Annotated in this window: 16 protein-coding genes and 1 riboswitch; of the genes, 10 read left to right on the forward strand and 6 right to left on the reverse strand. The window is 72.5% G+C overall.

Annotation, left to right across the window (positions count from 1 at the left end):
- The first annotated feature begins 249 nt into the window (after nucleotides 1-249).
- Nucleotides 250-1,488, forward strand: a complete 1,239-nt coding sequence (gene hutI, locus E0D90_RS13715) for an imidazolonepropionase (protein ID WP_130798351.1) — start codon at nucleotides 250-252, stop codon at nucleotides 1,486-1,488.
- Nucleotides 1,489-1,540: 52 nt separating this feature from the next.
- Here the strand turns inward: hutI and E0D90_RS13720 are convergent, their stop codons facing one another.
- Complete coding sequence (locus tag E0D90_RS13720; RefSeq protein WP_130798353.1) at nucleotides 1,541-2,245, reverse strand: MOSC domain-containing protein; 705 nt, start codon at nucleotides 2,243-2,245, stop codon at nucleotides 1,541-1,543.
- A 307-nt stretch (nucleotides 2,246-2,552) separates the two neighbouring features.
- On the reverse strand, nucleotides 2,553-3,353 hold the full coding sequence (locus tag E0D90_RS13725) for an RNA polymerase sigma factor SigF (RefSeq protein WP_227870208.1): 801 nt from the start codon (nucleotides 3,351-3,353) through the stop codon (nucleotides 2,553-2,555).
- A gap of 369 nt (nucleotides 3,354-3,722) precedes the next feature.
- On the opposite strand from E0D90_RS13725, the gene E0D90_RS13730 reads away from it, so the two are divergent.
- From E0D90_RS13730 to E0D90_RS13745, 4 genes are all read left to right on the forward strand, one after another.
- The gene (locus E0D90_RS13730) at nucleotides 3,723-4,103 is read left to right on the forward strand and encodes an STAS domain-containing protein (RefSeq protein ID WP_130798357.1); all 381 of its coding nucleotides are present in this window, start codon (nucleotides 3,723-3,725) and stop codon (nucleotides 4,101-4,103) included.
- 163 nt (nucleotides 4,104-4,266) lie between these two features.
- A complete protein-coding gene (locus E0D90_RS13735; protein ID WP_103502137.1) occupies nucleotides 4,267-4,749 on the forward strand; it encodes an ATP-binding protein in 483 nt (160 codons plus the stop codon).
- Nucleotides 4,750-5,038: 289 nt separating this feature from the next.
- Nucleotides 5,039-5,716, forward strand: coding sequence for a response regulator transcription factor (locus E0D90_RS13740; RefSeq protein ID WP_103502139.1), 678 nt, complete (start codon nucleotides 5,039-5,041; stop codon nucleotides 5,714-5,716).
- Nucleotides 5,717-5,731: 15 nt separating this feature from the next.
- Nucleotides 5,732-7,168, forward strand: a complete 1,437-nt coding sequence (locus E0D90_RS13745; protein WP_176599806.1) for a sensor histidine kinase — start codon at nucleotides 5,732-5,734, stop codon at nucleotides 7,166-7,168.
- A gap of 3 nt (nucleotides 7,169-7,171) precedes the next feature.
- Here E0D90_RS13745 and E0D90_RS13755 read toward each other — a convergent pair whose 3' ends face one another.
- A complete protein-coding gene (locus tag E0D90_RS13755; RefSeq protein ID WP_130798359.1) occupies nucleotides 7,172-7,666 on the reverse strand; it encodes a GtrA family protein in 495 nt (164 codons plus the stop codon).
- 224 nt (nucleotides 7,667-7,890) lie between these two features.
- Between E0D90_RS13755 and E0D90_RS13760 the strand changes: the two genes are divergently transcribed.
- The 4 genes from E0D90_RS13760 (at nucleotide 7,891) to E0D90_RS13775 (ending at nucleotide 12,574) form a co-directional block, all read left to right on the forward strand.
- Nucleotides 7,891-9,039, forward strand: a complete 1,149-nt coding sequence (locus E0D90_RS13760; protein WP_227870207.1) for a 5-(carboxyamino)imidazole ribonucleotide synthase — start codon at nucleotides 7,891-7,893, stop codon at nucleotides 9,037-9,039.
- 38 nt (nucleotides 9,040-9,077) lie between these two features.
- Nucleotides 9,078-9,587 (forward strand): 5-(carboxyamino)imidazole ribonucleotide mutase, encoded by a 510-nt coding sequence (purE, locus tag E0D90_RS13765; protein WP_103503300.1) that lies wholly within the window; start codon nucleotides 9,078-9,080, stop codon nucleotides 9,585-9,587.
- The gene (locus E0D90_RS13770) at nucleotides 9,587-10,831 is read left to right on the forward strand and encodes a dipeptidase (RefSeq protein WP_130798363.1); all 1,245 of its coding nucleotides are present in this window, start codon (nucleotides 9,587-9,589) and stop codon (nucleotides 10,829-10,831) included. The genes purE and E0D90_RS13770 overlap by 1 nt, the downstream gene beginning before the upstream one ends.
- 605 nt (nucleotides 10,832-11,436) lie before the next feature.
- Nucleotides 11,437-11,614, forward strand: a riboswitch (cyclic di-AMP (ydaO/yuaA leader).
- A gap of 3 nt (nucleotides 11,615-11,617) precedes the next feature.
- Nucleotides 11,618-12,574: a M23 family metallopeptidase gene (locus E0D90_RS13775; protein ID WP_103503298.1), complete on the forward strand. Its 957-nt coding sequence runs from the start codon at nucleotides 11,618-11,620 to the stop codon at nucleotides 12,572-12,574.
- 447 nt (nucleotides 12,575-13,021) lie between these two features.
- Here E0D90_RS13775 and E0D90_RS13780 read toward each other — a convergent pair whose 3' ends face one another.
- Nucleotides 13,022-13,930, reverse strand: coding sequence for an ABC transporter permease (locus E0D90_RS13780; protein WP_130798365.1), 909 nt, complete (start codon nucleotides 13,928-13,930; stop codon nucleotides 13,022-13,024).
- Nucleotides 13,927-14,952 carry an ATP-binding cassette domain-containing protein gene (locus E0D90_RS13785; protein ID WP_130798371.1) on the reverse strand — a complete coding sequence of 342 codons (1,026 nt, stop codon included), beginning with the start codon at nucleotides 14,950-14,952 and terminating at the stop codon, nucleotides 13,927-13,929. Before E0D90_RS13785 ends, E0D90_RS13780 begins: the two co-directional genes overlap by 4 nt.
- Nucleotides 14,953-15,111: 159 nt before the next feature.
- Here E0D90_RS13785 and E0D90_RS13790 point away from each other — a divergent pair, with 159 nt between their 5' ends.
- Nucleotides 15,112-15,903, forward strand: coding sequence for a TetR/AcrR family transcriptional regulator (locus E0D90_RS13790; protein ID WP_170214970.1), 792 nt, complete (start codon nucleotides 15,112-15,114; stop codon nucleotides 15,901-15,903).
- A 144-nt stretch (nucleotides 15,904-16,047) separates the two neighbouring features.
- Here E0D90_RS13790 and E0D90_RS13795 read toward each other — a convergent pair whose 3' ends face one another.
- Nucleotides 16,048-17,205, reverse strand: coding sequence for an acyl-CoA dehydrogenase (locus E0D90_RS13795; protein ID WP_130798369.1), 1,158 nt, complete (start codon nucleotides 17,203-17,205; stop codon nucleotides 16,048-16,050).
- Nucleotides 17,206-17,326: the final 121 nt, after the last annotated feature.

A 17,326-nucleotide genomic window follows, 5' to 3' on the forward strand; every position in this document is an offset into this window, starting at 1 on the left:
GGTGCGGGGGGCGCTGGCCCCCGCGGTGGACGCCCGGCGCGGCTGCCCCGGCGCCCCGCGCCGCCCCCGCCCCGCCGCACCCCGCCGGGCACCCCGCCGCCGACGGCGGTCTCGCCGGCACCGGAACCGGAACCGGAACCGGAACCGGAAGCCGCGCCGAGACCGACACCGACACCGACACCGACCCCGGGCCGCGCGCCGGCAACGGCACCGACCCTCCCCGACCGCTTCACGGAGAGCAGCCCCAGCATGAGCGCCGCGCCCGCGACCGCCGACACCAGTGCCCCTCCCACCGCCACGCTCGTCACCAACATCTCCCACCTCGTCACCAACGACCCCTCCCTGGGTGCCGGACCGCTCGGGCCGATCCGGGACGCGGCCGTCGTCATCGAGGGCGACCGCATCACGTGGATCGGTGAAGCCAGTAGAGCACCCGCTACTGACAGTCACCACGACGCCGGTGGCCGGGCCGCGATCCCGGGCTTCGTCGACCCCCACTCCCACCTGCTGTTCGCCGGCGACCGCACCGAGGAGTTCAACGCACGGATGACCGGCCGGCCCTACACCGCCGGCGGCATCCGCACCACCGTCGCCGCCACCCGCGAGGCCGACGACGAACGGCTCGCCGCCAACCTCACCCGCCATCTGCGGGAGATGCTGCGGCAGGGCACCACCACCGTCGAGACCAAGTCCGGGTACGGGCTGACCGTCGAGGACGAGGCGCGCGCCCTGCGGGTGGCCGCCGCGCAGGTCGAGGAGGTCACCTACCTGGGGGCGCACGTCGTCGCCCCCGAGTTCGCCGACGACCCGGCCGGCTACGTCGAGCTGGTGACCGGCCCGATGCTGGACGCCTGCGCGCCGCACGCCCGCTGGATCGACGTCTTCTGCGAGCGGGGCGCGTTCGACGGTGACCAGGCCCGCGCCGTGCTCACGGCAGGGCGGGAACGTGGCCTGGTGCCCCGGGTGCACGCCAACCAGCTGGGCGCCGGACCCGGCGTGCGGCTCGCCGTCGAGCTGGCCGCAGCCTCCGCCGACCACTGCACCCACCTCACCGACGAGGACGTCGACGCGCTGGCGCAGGCCGCGAACGCGCCGGAGCCGACGGTCGCGACGCTGCTGCCGGGCTGCGAGTTCTCCACTCGCGCCGTCTACCCCGACGCCCGCCGTCTGCTGGACGCCGGCGCCACCGTCGCCCTCTCCACCGACTGCAACCCCGGCTCGTCCTTCACCAGCTCGATGCCGTTCTGCGTCGCGGTGGCGGTCCGCGAGATGGGCATGACACCCGACGAGGCGACGTGGGCGGCCACCGCCGGGGCGGCTGCCGCGCTGCGCCGTGACGACATCGGGACGCTGCGGGTCGGTGCCCGCGCCGACCTGGTTCTGCTCGACGCGCCCTCGCACGTGCACCTGGCGTACCGGCCCGGGGTGCCGCTGGTCAGCGATGTCTGGCAGTCGGGGCGGCATGTCTGGTCGAGCGGTCCGCGCTGAAGGAACAGCCCCGGTCGCACCCGGGCCCCGTCCCCGGACCGGGGCGCCCCGCTCAGCCGGGTGTGCCCGTGCCCGCCCAGACGAGAGCCTTCTCCAACTCGTCGGCGGGCAGCGCCGTGCCGGCCGCCGCCACGCGGGGGCGCAGGTCCGGTTCGAGAGTGAGCGCCCGGAAGTAGAGGCCGAACGACACCTCGTGGGCCGGCCGGTGCACCACCTCGACCCGGTCGCCCGCGGTGACCTCGCCCGGTTCGATGACCCGGAAGTAGCCACCGGGCGCCGCGTCGCGGGTGAACCGCTTGACCCAGCCGCTCTCCTCCAGCCAGCCGGCGAAGGTGCGGCACGGGATGCGGGGGCTGGTGGCCTCCAGGACCAGATCCGGACCCACCCGCCACCGCTCGCCGATCAGGGTGCCCGTCACATCGACACCTGAGGTGGTGAGGTTCTCGCCGAAGACGCCGCCGGGAAGCGGCCGTCCGAGGGCCTCCTCCCACCGGTCGAGGTCCTCGCGGGCGAAGGCGTAGACGGCCTGGTCGTCGCCGCCGTGGTGGCGGGGGTCACCGATGTCGTCGCCTGCCAGACCGCTGCCGCCCACACCCTTGGGGCCGGGCGCCGTCACGGCCACCGGACCCTCGACGGGCCGCTTGTCGATCGCGGTCCCCCGAGGGGAACTGGTGTAGGGCCTGAGGCGGTTCGCGCCGATGTTGACGGAGACGACCCGGGGAGCGGCGGCCGTACCGGCCGAGGGCTGGGAGTCCATGGAGCGAGCCTAGCGGCGGGCGTCCGGCGCGTCCTCGGAGAATCGCGGGCCGGCCGGACCGGCGCGCGTCCCGGACCGCTCCCGTAGGCGGGCGGTTGTGCGCGGTCGGCGCCCCGACGCCGCGGTGAGCTGTTTCCGGGCATGGCTGAGGCCCGGTGCGCTGAGCGCGTTCTTCACCGCTCCCGCCGGGCGTTCCGAGCGGTGGAGAACGGGTTCAGACGGACACCGGGCCCGGCCGTCCCCCGGACGGGCCCGGACCGGGGCGCTGGGCGCCCACGGGCCACGGCCTGTCGTGGAGGCTTCCTGCTTACTCCTCGACCATCAGACCCCGGCGCAGTCGGCCGAGGGTTCTGCCGAGCAGGCGCGAGACGTGCATCTGGGAGATGCCCAGCTCCTCGCCGATCTCGCTCTGGGTCATGTTGGCGACGAACCGCAGGGAGAGGATCTGGCGGTCACGCGGGGGGAGTTCGGCGATCAGCGGCTTGAGGGACTCGACGTACTCGATGCCCTCCAGGCCGTGGTCCTCGTAGCCGATGCGGTCGGCGAGCGCGCCCTCCGCCTCGTCCTCCTCCGGCTGCGCGTCCAGCGAGCTGGCGGTGTAGGCGTTGGACGCCGCCATGCCCTCGATGATCTCCTCGTGGCTGAGCTGGAGTCGCTCGGCCAGCTCGGCCACCGTCGGGGAGCGGTCGAGCTGCTGGGCGAGCTCGTCGCCGGCCTTGGCCAGGTCGAGACGCAGCTCCTGCAGACGGCGGGGGACCCGCACCGACCAGGAGGTGTCGCGGAAGAAGCGCTTGATCTCGCCGACGATGGTCGGCATCGCGAAGGTGGGGAACTCCACACCGCGATTCGGGTCGAAGCGGTCGATCGCCTTGATCAGGCCGATCGTGCCGACCTGGACGATGTCCTCCATCGGCTCGCTGCGAGAGCGGAACCGGGAGGCGGCGAACTTCACCAGAGCCAGGTTCAGCTCGATGAGGGTGTTCCGCACGTAGGAGTACTCGGCGGTGCCCTCCTCGACGGTGCGCAGCCGCTCGAAGAGGTTCTTGGAGAGAGCCCGGGCGTCCATGGGGGCGACCTGGTCGTACGGGATCTCCGGGAGCTGGTCCATCACGGACGCCAGGGCGTCCTGTTCCGTGCCCGCGGGGGCCGCGGGCACGCGGACGCCGTCGGCCGCCTCGGTGACCGCGGTGGAGGCGGTCTCCTCGGCGTGCGGGGCGGGTGACAGTGACATGGTCAGTCCTCCGTTTTGTTAGGCGTCAGGCTGCCAAAGCCGTGGTCTGCACTGATGGTGCGGCGCCTCCAGAGCCGACTCGTTGCGATCATGTCTCCTCTACGCCTATCGGGCCAGCACCGGAAATGGCAAGTCCGATATGGCCGATTAGGTTTCTATGTCCTTGTTGACCAGGTGTCCTGGTGAGATTTCAGCGGCTAATGTTCGAACCTACCGAGTACCCGGTATCGACTTAAAGGGGTGTGCATGGAGCGCGGCCTGCCAGACAGCGTGCAGCGGCGAAACGCCGCGGTAGAGGTGCGTCGTCCTGGTTCCGGAGTCGTGGTCGCCATCTCGGGCGAACTCGACCATCACTCGGCCGACCTGCTCCGTGAATCGCTGGACTCGTGCCTGGCGGAGGGTTGTGGCCGGATCGTTATCGACTGTTCGGGCCTGGAGTTCTGCGACTCGACCGGCCTGAACGTCCTCCTCGGCGCCCGCCTCTCGGCCGAGGACGCCGGCGGTGTCGTCGCGCTGGCGGCGATGCGCCCCGCGGTGGCCCGGGTCTTCGAGGTCACCGGAGCCGATTCGGTCTTCCCCGTCCACGACACCGTGGACGAGGCGCTGGCGGACATTCCCGGCGAGTGAGCGGCTCGGCAGGTCCGGGACTCGCTTCGCAGGATTCGCCGAAGCTGATACGTGTTCCTCCCGGACAACAGGGCAGGAGACCAGTCACACATCGGACAAGCCGGGGGGCATCCCGGTCCGGTACGGGACCAGTGACCCCGGTGATCGGTGAGGTGAGGAGCGCATGAGTGCGGCCCAGTCGGTTCCTTCAGGGACCGGACCAGAGCCACCCAGCCATCTGGCCGAGGTGACCCACCAGGTTCGGAGGCTGAGGCTGCTCGGCGTCAGCGGGACCGTCGCCCGTGCCCGCGGTTTCACCCGCCAGGCCCTCTGCGACTGGGGGTGGCTTCCCGCGGAGAGCAGAGAGATCGAGGTGGCGTCGGAGGACGTGCTGCTGGTGGTCTCCGAGCTGGTGACCAACGCCTGCCTGCACGCCAAAGGCCCCGAGGAACTCCGCATCGGCTGTCGCCCCGACCGCCTGCGGCTGGAGGTCACCGACCCCGACGCCGGCACCCCCACGCCCCGTGACGGCCGTGCGCCCGGACGCCCCGGCGGCCACGGCATCTTCATAGTCCAGCGGCTCAGCCTGGACTGGGGCGTCATCAGCCACCCCGACGGTTCGGGCAAGACGGTCTGGGCGGACATGGCCGCTCCCCCCGGCCTCTAGACCCCGGCGGCACGCGGAAAACCGCGCGGAACACCGCCTCGCCCGCCGGGCGGTTCCACCGGACAGCCGAAGGCCCGACGCGGCCCAGGGCACCGGACAGGGGGCCCAGACGACGCCCCGGCCGTGGACGACCCCGGCCGGCCTCACGACGACACGACGGGCCGGGCGACGGCACCACCGGCCCCGTGCAACCCCTCCGCACCGGACCACGCGCCGGTCTCCACGCCCGCGGCGTGGCCGGAGTGCGCCACCACGCGTGGGCGCGCCGCCCGGCGTCTACCATCGGCCCATGACCCGAGTACTGCTCGCCGAGGACGACGCATCCATCTCGGAGCCACTGGCCCGGGCACTACGACGCGAGGGATACGAGGTCGAGGTCCGCGAGGACGGCCCCAACGCGCTCCGTGCCGGACTCCGCGGCGACGTCGACCTGGTCGTACTCGATCTGGGGCTCCCCGGAATGGACGGCCTGGAGGTGTGCCGGCGGCTGCGCGCCGACGGCCTGACACTGCCCGTCCTGGTGCTGACCGCACGCGCCGACGAGGTGGACACCGTGGTCGGCCTCGACGCCGGGGCCGACGACTACGTCACCAAGCCGTTCCGCCTCGCCGAACTGCTCGCCCGCGTCCGGGCCCTGCTGCGGCGCGGCACCACCGAGCAGGCGCCCGCGCCCGTGGTGCACGGCATCCGGATCGACGTGGAGTCCCACCGCGCCTGGATGGGTGAGGAGGAACTGCACCTCACCGCCAAGGAGTTCGACCTGCTGCGGGTCCTGGTACGGGACGCGGGCCGGGTCGTCACCCGTGAGCAGCTGATGCGGGAGGTCTGGGACATCACCTGGTGGTCCTCGACCAAGACCCTGGACATGCACATCTCCTGGCTCCGCAAGAAGCTCGGCGACGACGCGGGCAACCCGCGGTACATCGCCACCGTGCGAGGGGTCGGCTTCCGGTTCGAGAAGAAGTAGCGGGGCCGCCAGCCGATGCGCCGACGCCTGATCACATCCACGCTCTCGGTGGTCCTAGTGGTGATCTCCGTCTTCGGGATCTCCCTGGTCATCGTCGAGACCCGCGCCATCGAGGCGAGCGCCCGCGACCGGCTCCAGTCCGAGGCCGCGCGGCTCGTCGCGGTCGTGGAGGGCCGGCTGGTCGCCGGTGAGACCGTCACCGCGGAGTCGATGCGCACCTCGGCGCCCGCCGACCGCCATGTCGTGATCGAGGTCGTCGGCGGGGAACCCATCGCGCTGGGAGAGGAACCGGACGGCGAGGTCGTGTCCGCCTCCGAGACCGGCGCCCAGGGCGAGACCGTGACGGTCTCCCAGCCCCGCTCCGCGGTCACCCGCGAGGTCGGCAGAACGCTGATCGTCATCCTCACCGTCTCCCTGCTGGCCGTCGCCGCCGCCGTGCTGCTCGCCGTGCGCCAGGCCCACCGGGTCGCGGCCCCGCTGACCGACCTCGCCGAGGCCGCCGAACGGCTGGGCTCCGGCGACCCCCGCCCACGGCACCGCCGGTACGGAGTCACCGAACTCGACCGGGTCGCGGACGTCCTGGACAACAGCGCCGAACGCATCGCCCGCATGATCACCGCCGAACGCCGCCTCGCCGCCGACGCCTCCCACCAGCTCCGCACACCGCTGACCGCGCTGTCCATGCGGCTGGAGGAGATCATCGAGACGGAGGACCAGGACACCGTCAAGGAAGAGGCGGCCATCGCGCTGGCGCAGGTCGAGCGGCTCACCGACGTGGTGCAGCGGCTCCTGACCAACTCGCGCGACCCGCGCCTCGGCTCGGCCGTCAGCTTCGACCTCGACGAAGTGGTGCTCCAGCAGATCGAGGAGTGGCGGCCGGCCTACCGCGCCGCCGGACGGGTCATCGTGCACTCCGGACGGCAGGGGCTGCGCGCCGTCGGCACCCCGGGGGCCGTCGCACAGGTCCTGGCCACACTCGTGGAGAACGCCCTGATGCACGGCGCCGGCACCGTGGCGCTGCGCACCCGGACCGCCGGGAACCAGGCCGTCGTGGAGGTCACCGACGCCGGGCGCGGAGTCCCGCAGTCCCTCGGGAGCCGTGTCTTCGAACGGTCGGTCAGCGGACAGAACTCCACGGGGCTGGGGCTCGCCGTGGCGCGCGACCTGGCCGAGGCGGACGGCGGCCGGCTGGAGCTGCTGCAACGCCAGCCGCCGGTCTTCGCGCTCTTCCTGCTGCGGGAGGCGGCCACCGGGGGCCGCGCCGCGCACCAGGGCCGGCCGGCGCCGGGGGCACCGGCTCCCGGCTCGTCGGCGCCGCCTGGCGCGTCGCCGCCCGGCTCGTCGGCGCCGCCTGGCGCGTCGCCGCCCGGCTCGTCGGCGTCTGGCACGTCGGGCCCTGGCTCGTCCGCCCCTGGCACGTCGGGCCCCCGGGAAACCGGGGGCGCCGGGTAGCGGTCAGGCGCCGACGGCCGAGCGCGACGAGGACGGCTCGGCCTCCGCCGCGACGGCCGACGAACGCACGCCGCGGAAGACCCAGGTGCGGTAGGACCAGAAGCGGAACAGCGAGGCGATGCCGAGCCCCACCACGTTCTTCGCCACGTTGTCCGCCAGCGGTGAGGTGAACCCCAGGCCGTAGTGGGAGAGGGCGAGCGCGCCGTTCTCGATCACCATCCCGGCACAGGAGAACAGCACGAACAGCCCGGCCTCCCGCCGCCGGTGCGTCTTGTCGGCGTGCCGGTACGTCCAGTACCGGTTGCCGAGGTAGTTGGTGCAGATGGCGGCGGAGGTGGCCAGCACCCCCGATCGCAGCGGGCCGATCCCCGCGCCCTGGGCGCACAGGTTGAAGACGACGACGTTGACCAGGAACCCGAGCGCGCCGACCGTGCCGAACTTGGCCGCCTCGCGGACCAGCCGGCGCAGCCGGATCGGCAGCGGGAGCCTGTCGGACATGATGTTCATGCTAGGGGTTCGGCTGCCGTTCCTCCCGGCCTCGCGGCATCCGGGTGGCACGGTCCCGCCCGGGCCCCGCCGGGTTCCGCCTCCCGGTTCGGTCCGGGGGAGCGGGGCCGGCACGTTCACCGCGACGGCCCGGCCACCGTGCCACGCGGCGGTCGCCGCGTCCGGCGGAGCGACCGCCTCAGTGGTGGCGCCGACCGGGCGGATACCCTGGACCGGTGACATTTCCCGTAGTCGGCATGGTCGGCGGCGGTCAGCTCGCCCGCATGACACATGAGGCGGGCATCCCGCTCGGCATCAGATTCAGGCTCCTCAGCGACACCCCCCAGGACTCCGCCGCCCAGGTCGTGAACGACGTCGTCCTCGGCGACTACCGCGACCTGGAGACGCTGCGCGCGTTCAGCCGGGGGTGCGACGTGATCACCTTCGACCACGAGCACGTCCCCGTGGAGCACCTGCGCGCCCTGGAAGCGGACGGCGTCGCCGTCCGTCCCGGCCCGGACGCCCTGGTCCACGCCCAGGACAAGGGGGTGATGCGCGAGCGGCTGACCGCTCTCGGCATCCCCTGCCCGCGCCACCGCGTCGTGGCGGACCCGGCCGACGTACGCGCCTTCGCGGAGGACGACCCGGGCGCCGGCGGTTTCCCCGTCGTGCTCAAGACAGTCCGCGGCGGGTACGACGGCAAGGGCGTGTGGGTGGTGAGCTCGGAGGCGGAGGCCGCCGAGCCCTTCCGGGCCGGCGTGCCGGTCCTGGCGGAGGAGAAGGTCGCCTTCACCCGCGAACTCGCGGCCAACGTGGTCCGCTCGCCGCACGGTCAGGCGGTCGCCTACCCGGTGGTGGAGTCGGTACAGGTCAGCGGGGTCTGCGACACCGTGATCGCACCCGCCCCCGGCCTCTCCCCGGAGGCCGCGGCCCACGCCCAGCACCTCGCGCTGACCGTCGCCCACGAACTGGGCGTCGTCGGCCACCTCGCGGTCGAGCTCTTCGAGACCGAGGACGGCCGGGTCCTGGTCAACGAACTGGCGATGCGCCCCCACAACTCCGGGCACTGGACCCAGGACGGCGCCGTCACCTCCCAGTTCGCCAACCACCTGCGGGCCGTACTCGACCTCCCGCTGGGCGACCCGCGGCCCCGCGCCCCGTGGACCGTGATGGCCAACGTGCTCGGCGGCGACTACCCCGACATGTACCAGGGCTACCTGCACTGCCTGGCCCGCGACCCCGGGCTGCGCATCCACATGTACGGCAAGGACGTGAAGCCCGGACGCAAGGTCGGCCACGTCAACACCTACGGCACCGACCTGGCGGACGTGCGTGAGCGCGCCCGGCACGCCGCCGACTACCTCAGAGGGACGATCACCGAGTGAGCACCAAGCACCGCCCCGCCGCGACCGTCGGCATCGTCATGGGCTCCGACAGCGACTGGCCGGTCATGGAGGCCGCCGCCACCGCCCTGGACGAGTTCGAGATCGGCTACGAGGTCGATGTCGTCTCCGCCCACCGGATGCCGAAGGAGATGATCGCCTACGGCGAGGAGGCCGCCGGACGCGGCATCCGCGTGATCATCGCGGGCGCGGGCGGTGCCGCCCACCTCCCGGGGATGCTCGCCTCGGTGACACCGCTGCCGGTGATCGGCGTCCCCGTCCCGCTCAAGCACCTGGACGGCATGGACTCCCTGCTCTCCATCGTGCAGATGCCCGCCGGGGTGCCGGTGGCCACCGTCTCGGTCGGCGGCGCCCGCAACGCCGGACTTCTGGCCGTACGCATCCTCTCGGCCCACGAGCCGGAGCTGCGGGAGCGGATGACGGACTTCCAGGAACGGCTGAACGAGCAGGCGACCGAGAAGGGCCGCCGGCTGCGAGGCCGGGTCGAGAACCCGGTCCGCTTCGGATTCGCCGCCGGGACCGGCGCCTGATGGCCGGCCCGGAGCACGCGGCGCCACTGACCCCGGTCGGCGCCGCCGCGGACGACCCCGGCCTGCTGGCCCGCGCCCTGGAACTGCTCGCCGAGCACCCGGTGGCCGACGGCCACAACGACCTGCCGTGGGCGCTGCGCGAGCAGGTCCGCTACGACCTGGACCGCCGCGACATCGCCGGCGACCAGAGCGCCCACCTGCACACCGACCTGCCCCGGCTGCGTGCCGGCGGCGTCGGCGCGCAGTTCTGGTCGGTCTACGTGCGCACCGACCTCACCGGCGACGCCGCGGTCAGCGCCTGTCTGGAGCAGATCGACGTCGTACGGATGCTGCTGGAGCGCTACCCCGACGACCTGGCGGCCGCCACCACCGCCGCCGACATGGAATCCGCGCGGCGCGACGGCCGGATCGCCTCCCTGATGGGAGCCGAGGGCGGCCACTCCATCAACAACTCGATGGGAACGCTCCGCGGCCTGTACGCACTCGGTGTGCGCTACATGACCCTGACCCACAACGACACCATCGACTGGGCCGACTCCGCGACCGACGAGCCCCGCCACGACGGCCTCAGCGCCTTCGGCGAGGAGGTCGTGCGGGAGATGAACCGGCTCGGCATGCTGGTCGACCTCTCACACGTCGCGGCGACCACCATGCGCGACGCGCTACGCGTCTCCGAGGCGCCGGTGATCTTCTCCCACTCCTCCGCGCGGGCCGTCTGTGACCACCCGCGGAACATCCCCGACGACGTGCTGGAGGCGCTGCCCCGCAACGGCGGGGTGGCGATGGCGACCTTCGTGCCGAAGTTCGTGCTGCCGGAGGCCGTGGAGTGGACCCGGCGGGTCGACGAGGCCGTGACCGCGGCGGGACTGCACCCGCTGGACAGCTCGGACGCGGCCAACCGCTTCCGCGAGGCGTACCTGCGTGACCATCCGCGACCGGTGGCCACCCCCGCGACGGTGGCCGACCACCTCGACCACATGCGGGAGGTCGCGGGCATCGACCACATCGGCGTCGGTGGAGACTTCGACGGCACCCCGTTCCTGCCCGACGGCCTGGACAGCGTGGCCGGGTACCCGAACCTGGTCGCCGAGCTGCTGGGACGCGCCTGGTCGGCCGAGGACCTGGCCAAGCTCACCTGGCGCAACGCGGTCCGGGTCCTCGGTGACGCCGAGGACACCGCGGCCGAGCTGCGGCGCCGCCGCGTTCCGTCGCTGGCCACCCTGGATGCGGACGGGCCCGGCTGACCTGCCGCCGCTCGGGTGGCCGAACCGCTGACCGGCCGACCGGCTGACCGGCTGACGGGCCGAACCGCCGACCGGCCGATACACCGATCCGCTGACCTTCCGCCGATCCGTCGGCGGTGCGTCTCACGGCGCGACGACGAGGCCCTCGGTACGCCCTCCACGGGGCGCGCCGAGGGCATCTTTATGTCTGCTTTCGTCTCCTTATGTTCGGGTGGCGTCGTGGTGGAAGCATGGGTAGATGGTCCCGAAAGGCGCATAGAGCTCACTCTGGTCAAAATCACCCGCTCGATAGGGTGTTGGCGGTGGCTGGTGACCGACGTCACGTGTGGTCCGCGCGCGTCCCGCCGGGGTGAGACCGGTGACGCGCGGCGATTCCCAACTCGGCCCGTGTGTCGTCGCCTTGCGAAAAGCGGCATTGCGGGGCCGGTGGCACAGCGGATGCGCTCCAGTGCGTTCGGTGAGGCGGCGGGCTCCGGGTGATACCCGGACGACCCCGGGGTGCGTCCGCTTTCTTGTGCGTTCGAATGCGCATTGTTTACGGTTCTGCTCGCGCCGCACCTCGCGGTGTGACCTTGCCGGACGCCGAGTCCTGTCACCGGCAAAGGGATCTCGTAGTACTTCCGCACGACAGGAGCGGGGGACCCATTCTTGTGCCGGCCACCCACCGGCTAGGGGTGAAGCCGCCTGCGGAATTCCACGTGAGAGACGCGGAATTCCCCTGCGGCCGGGCACTTTCCGGCCCGAACCCGACAGCTCACCTCGTAGGCGTCGGAGAGGAGCACCGCCATGCCCGGACGCGGACGTCACCGTCACCAGCGCCCCAGCCGTATCGCCCGTATCTCCCTCATGCTCACCGCCGGCGGCGCCGGTGTGGCCCTGCCGCTGATCGCGGCCGGTGGCGCAGCCGCCACCCCGGCGGCCCCGGCCGTCAGCGCCGCGCCCTCCGCCTTCGCGGGGGTCGAGACCGCCCAGCTGAACGCCGTGCAGGTCGCCGCCAAGGCCGCTTCCGCCTCGGCGGAGAGCACCGACTACACGGTCGTCAGCGGCGACACCCTGTCCAAGATCGCCGACGCCCACGATGTCGACGGCGGCTGGCTCACCGTGTACGACGCCAACCGCGATGTCATCGGCGGCAACCCCAACCTGATCTTCCCGGGACAGGAGCTGTCCCTGGACGGCGAGGCCGCCGAGGCCACGCCGCAGACCGAGTCCAAGACCGAGGCCGAGCCCCGCGCGGAGCGCAGCGCCGAGCGCGTCGCCCCCGTCCAGGAGGAGCCCGAGCCCGCCCCGGCCGAAGAGGCACCGGTCGAGGAGGCGCCCGTCGAGGAGGCTCCCGCCGCCGGTGCCGTCGCGCCCGTGGACGCCGCCCCGACCACCCCCTACCGCGCCTCCGGCGCCATGTGGGGCAGCGGTTACCACACCGGTGTCGACTTCTCCGCGCCCTCCGGTGCCACCGTGAAGTCCATCGCGGGCGGCACCGTGGTCTCGGCCGGCTGGGGAGGCTCCTACGGCAACGAGGTCGTCATCCAGCACGAGGACGGCCGCTACAGCCAGTACGCCCACCTGTCCTCCATCTCGGTGAGCAACGGCCAGTCCGTCGGCGCCGGCGACCAGATCGGCAACGTCGGCACCACCGGCAACAGCACCGGCCCGCACCTGCACTTCGAGGTCCGCACCGGCCCGTCCTACGGTTCCGACATCGACCCGCTGGGCTACCTGCGCGGTCTCGGCGTCTCCATCTGAGACCCGCCGAACCCGAACTGAGGCACCCCTGGCCCCGGTTCACCGGTCACCGGTGAACCGGGCGGCCAAGCCCGGGAGCTGAGCCGCCGGGCATCCGGCCGGCGGGAAAGGGGACCACCCCCCGTGGTGGTCCCCTTTCCCGTTTCCCTCTTTCCCGGCTCCGCGCCGCCGGGCGCCGGATTCCCCCCTCGGTCCGCCACCGATATTCCTCGCCGGTTTCGCGGCCGGCGGCGGCAGGCCGGCTGCTGAATTCGACGAGGACGCCGGCCTCCCCGGCCGGGACCAAGGTCCCGGTCTTTGGTCCCGAATTCCCCGCCGCGGCTATTCCGGTAGTCAGGCCGCCGGCGTGCCGGCTGCCGCACCCCCCGCCGCCGCGCCCCGCTGCCCCATCCCCCGTATCTGTCGCATCCGTGCCCTGTCCCCGCCGGCCGTGGCGGCGCGCCCGGGTCAGTCGCCGGCGCGCTGGTACCGGCGGACCGCCAGCGGCGCGAACACGGCGATGATGAGCACCGGCCAGGCGACGGCCAGCAGCAGTGCGTGCTCCCCGGCCCATGAGTCGCCGGCTACCCCGGGGTTGCCGAACAGCTCTCTGATCGCCGCCGCCGTCGCCGACAGCGGGTTCCACTCCGAGACCGCCCCCAGCCAGCCGGGCATCAGCTCCGGTGCCACGAAGACGTTGGATATCGCCGTGAACGGGAAGGCCAGCGGGAAGATGATCACCCCCACGGTGTCCGGGTTCGGTACCACCAACCCGATCCAGATGCCCACCCAGGTGATGGCCACCCGCAGCAGCAGCACCAGGGAGAGCGCCAGCAGGGCGTTGCCCACGCCCCGGTGCCAGCCCCACCCGACCAGCAGCCCCGTCGCCACCAGGGCCGTCGTCTCCAGCAGAGCCCGCAGCAGATCGGCGGCACTGCGTCCGGTCAGCAGCGCCGACCGCGCCACCGGCATGGCCCGGAACCGGTCCACCACGCCACGGCCCACGTCCGTCGCCACCGCGGTGGCGGTGGCTCCCATGCCGTAGAGCATGGTCATCACGAAGACGCCCGGCACCAGGAACTCGCGGTAGCCGCCGCCGTCCGGCACCGCCATCCCGCCGCCGAAGACATAGCCGAAGACCAGGACGAAGACGATCGGCAGCGAGAAGTAGAGGGCGATCTCCTCCGGCGCCCGGACGACATGGGTCATGTTCCGTCTGGTGAGGGTCCAGCCGTCCCCGGCCGCCCACCGCAGCCGGGCCAGCGGGGTCGTCGGTGGCCGCAGTGGCAGGACCGGTACCGCGGCGGGCGGCCGGAGGCCGGCGTCGTCCGCCCGTCCTGCCCGCTGAACCGGGCCGGGGGAGCTGTGGGTGGTCATGCCGCCTCCGTCGTGGTCCGGGTGGCGTCGCCGTGCTCGGCGGTGAGATGCAGGAACGCCTCGTCGAGCGTCGGGCCCCTGGTGCCGATGTCGGTCAGTGCGACGTGGGCGTCGTGCAGCGCCCGGGCCAGTCCGGTCAGTGCGCTGACTCGGTCCACCGTCGGCGCACTGATTCGACGGGTGTCGGTGTCCACCTCGGCCGGCCCGCCGGTGACCGCGCGCACGATCGAGGCGGCCCGGTCGAGATCGTCCGTGTCCCTGAGGACCACCTCCACCCGGTCCGCGCCCATCACCGACTTCAGCTGGTCCGGGGTGCCCTCGGAGACGACCCGCCCGCGGTTCAGTACGGAGATCCGATCGGCGAGCTGGTCGGCCTCCTCCAGGTACTGGGTGGTGAGCAGCACCGTGGTGCCGAGGCCGACCAGGGAACGGATGGTCGCCCAGACCTGGTTGCGGCTCCGCGGGTCGAGACCCGTCGTGGGCTCGTCGAGGAAGAGCAGCTCGGGGGTGAGGACGAGGCCCGCCGCCAGGTCGAGCCGGCGGCGCATCCCGCCGGAGTACTGGCCGGCCGACCGGTCCGCCGCCTCCGTCAGCCCGAACTGTTCCAGCAGCTCCTCGGCCCGGCGGGCCGCGCCGCGGCGGCCCAGCTTGAAGAGCCGGCCGAACAGGACGAGGTTCTGCCGACCGCTCAGCGTCTCGTCCACCGCAGCGTACTGGCCCGTCAGACCGATCCGGGCCCGCACCTTCTCCGGCTCGGCGCGCACGTCGAGGCCGCAGACCTCGGCCCGCCCGGCGTCCGCCCGGGAGAGGGTGGTCAGTACGCGCACCGCGGTGGTCTTGCCCGCGCCGTTCGGGCCCAACAGGCCGTGCACCGTGCCGCGTTCGACGGTGAGATCCAGCCCGTCCAGGGCGGCGAAGCGCCCGTACAGCTTGCGCACCCCCTCGGCGCGGATGGTGTACCGCCCCCCGGCGGTCACTTCTCCGGCCGGCTGCCGCCTCTCGGCGGAGACACTCGCCCTCATCCCGCTCATCCCGCACCCCTCCCGCTCATCCCGCACCCCTCCTGTTCGGGCCCGCCGGGCAGGCCGACGGCCCGGCGGACCCGGCATCCCGGACCGCGACGAAAAACCGTGTACGACGTACACTCGGTGTACACCATACACGGTTCTAGGATGGGCGCCATGGCTTCCGCCGAATCTCCCCGCCGCGATCCCGCGCTGATCCTCGACCTCTTCTGGGGCACCACCCCGCCGCCCCGCAGGGGGCCGCGCGGCGGCCTCACCGTCGCGCGTGTGGTGGCGGCGGCCGTGGAGATCGCCGACGCGGAAGGGCTGGAGGCGGTGTCGATGCGCCGCGTCGCCGAGGCGCTGGGGGTGACGACCATGTCCCTCTACCGGTACGTCCCCGGCAAGGACGAGCTGTGCGAGCTGATGCTCGACCACGCGGCCGTCCCGCCCGGTACCGACGACTGGCCCGTTGCGTGGCGCCCCCGGCTGGAGCGGTACGCGCATGAGCTGCACGGGACCTACCTGGCACATTCGTGGATGCTCGACGTCCCCGTCTCGGGCCCGCCGATCGGGCCCAACTCCCTCGGCTGGATGGAGGTCGCGCTGGAGACGCTGGACCGCACCGGACTGGGGGAGGCGGACATCTTCCGCGCCCTCACCGTCCTCACCGGTTACATCCGCTATGACGCCGGTATCGTCCACGCACTGACGCGCGCCGAGCCGCGGACCGGCGTCGCCCCGGAGGAGTGGGGCCATGTCTACGGGCAGATGCTGGGCCGGGTCATCGACGACGGGCGGTTCCCGACGCTCGCACGGATCGCCGGGTCGGACGTGTTCGCCCAGCAGGCTTCCGTGGAGGAGGACTTCGCCTGGGGCCTGGAGTTCATTCTCGACGGGGTCGCCGCGATGGTCGCCGAGCGTGGCGCGGTCGGCCGCGACCGCGCCACGCCGGGCGAGGAGGCGTAGCGGCCGGCAGCCGGGGCGGGCTGAGGTGGAAGCACGACGGCCGCGAGCCGCACGGGGTCCGGCCCCGTGCGACTCGCGGCCGCTGTTCGTGCTGTCGTGCTGTTCGTACTGCGCGCTGTCGCGTGGTCGCGCGACGGGGTGTGATCAGGGCAGGTTGCGCGCCATCACGATGCGCTGGATCTGGTTGGTGCCCTCATAGATCTGGGTGATCTTCGCGTCACGCATCATCCGCTCCACCGGGTAGTCCCGGGTGTAGCCGTAGCCGCCGAGCAGCTGCACGGCGTCGGTGGTGACCTCCATCGCCGCGTCCGAGGCGTAGCACTTGGCCGCCGCGCCGAAGAAGGTCAGGTCGGCGTCCACCCGCTGCGACTTCGCCGCCGCGGCGTAGGTCAGCTGCCGGGCCGCCTCGATCTTCATCGCCATGTCGGCGAGCATGAACTGCACGCCCTGGAAGTCACCGATCGGCTTCCCGAACTGCTTGCGCTCCTGGACATACCCCTTGGCGTAGTCCAGGGCGCCCTGGGCGATGCCCAGCGCCTGCGCGGCGATGGTGATCCGCGTGTGGTCCAGCGTCTTCATCGCCGTGGCGAAGCCCGTGCCCTCCGCGCCGATCATGCGGTCGGCGGGGATGCGGACGTTGTCGAAGTAGACCTCGCGGGTCGGGGAACCCTTGATGCCCAGCTTCTTCTCCGGCGCGCCGAAGGAGACGCCCTCGTCGTTCTTCTCGACGACGAACGCCGAGATGCCCTTGCTGCGCTTCTCCGGGTCGGTGACCGCGAGGACGGTGTAGTAGTCGGAGACGCCCGCGTTGGTGATCCAGCGCTTCACCCCGTTCAGTACGTAGTCGTCGCCGTCGCGCACCGCGCGGGTCTTCATGCCGCCGGCGTCCGAGCCCGCGTCCGGCTCGGAGAGGCAGTAGGAGAACATCACCTCGCCCCGCGCCAGTGGCGAGAGGTACTTCGCCTGGAGTTCCTTGGAGCCGGAGAGCTGCACCGGCAGCGACCCCAGCTTGTTGACGGCGGGGATCAGCGAGGACGACGCGCAGACCCGCGCGAGCTCCTCGATCACGATCACGGTCGCCAGCGCGTCCGCGCCGGCCCCGCCGAACTCCTCCGGCACATGGACGGCGTGCAGGTCGTTGGAGACCAGGGCGTCCAGCGCCTCCTGGGGGAAGCGGCCCTCCTCGTCCACGGCGGCCGCGTGCGGGGCGATCTTCGCCTCGGCGAGCGCGCGGACCGACTCGCGGAGCATGTCGTGCTCCTCCGCCGGGCGGTACAGGTCGAAATCGGCGGCTCCAGCCACGGTTCTCACCACTCCCTGAGGCGTTCTGCTAATGACCGTTAAGTAACTTGATTCTAGGAGGCCGGACCCCCGGCCCGATAGGTGAGCTTGCCGACAGCTTCGCGCGTCCCGCCTCCGAACC

The sequence above is a fragment of the Streptomyces otsuchiensis genome (genome assembly GCF_004305975.1).
In the GTDB taxonomy this organism is placed as follows: Bacteria; Actinomycetota; Actinomycetes; order Streptomycetales; family Streptomycetaceae; genus Streptomyces; species Streptomyces otsuchiensis.